Source organism: Xenorhabdus sp. IM139775 (assembly GCF_028598745.1).
In the GTDB taxonomy this organism is placed as follows: Bacteria; Pseudomonadota; Gammaproteobacteria; order Enterobacterales; family Enterobacteriaceae; genus Xenorhabdus.
Genome location: NZ_JAQRFK010000219.1, coordinates 1 through 863, shown reverse-complemented (window position 1 = coordinate 863; position 863 = coordinate 1). Strand labels below are relative to the sequence as shown.

The following is an 863-nucleotide window of genomic DNA, read 5'->3' as shown; positions in this document are numbered from 1 at the left end:
AGGCTCCATTATTTGGAGCCTGTTTCAGATTATTACTTTATCCTATAAGTTGGGATTGAGCAGGCAGAGGAGAATAGGATCTTTTGGCTTTGGTGCGTTCTTACCAGTAGGATCAATTACTTTATTATTTGACACATCAAACAAAGAAACAGTGCCGGGCCTAACACCTTTCGAGTCATTAATCACATAGATAAAGGGTGCGTGAGTCGGATACGCACGCTCACCACGATGCGTATTGTTCGTCCAAGTACTGGTACCGGTTACCGTGCTAATCAAACCCCACCTCGATATATCGGGATACTCGTCCAATAGCGCCGCATCACCTTCGCCTGCTTGCACATCCGACAACCTCACTGAACTATATGTGTTTCCATTGGGATCTTGGTAACTATATTTTTCACAGCGATCTTGGGGAGCCGGCACAAATTTATTTCCCCCCTGCCACCCATTGCCTAGGGAACTGTAATTATCCAGCATATTTACAAAATAGCGCTGAGGCCTCATTGTATAAATGTAGATCATTTTTCCTCCGCCCTTGATAAACACCGTCGTTTTGAGCGTTGTCGGCGCCAGTGTTGCCCTTGTCTTATTTTCACGATCATACCCTATGTAAAATTTATTTGACGCCTTATCGGTTACTGTAGCTCCTGGTCCGATGACTTCTGACTCGACTGTATCAGTGCCATACCGAAAAAGAGGTATATTTGGGTCATTTCGTAACTCTGCCAGCGCTAAGTCTGGGATGTTAGTAGGCCCATTCTCATAATTCCAATAGAACTTATGGAGTGTCATCGCTGGCTCCGGTATATTCGTACCATTTTTAGGGGGGGCGCTCCAATCATTAGTATCAAAGATATTGTAAA

1 protein-coding gene is annotated in these 863 nt (G+C 44.4%); it reads right to left on the bottom strand.

Going from position 1 to position 863, the window contains the following annotated elements:
- Positions 1-42: 42 nt before the first annotated feature.
- The coding region (locus PSI17_RS17115; protein WP_273553098.1) for a hypothetical protein at positions 43-863 on the bottom strand (821 nt) is incomplete at its 5' end.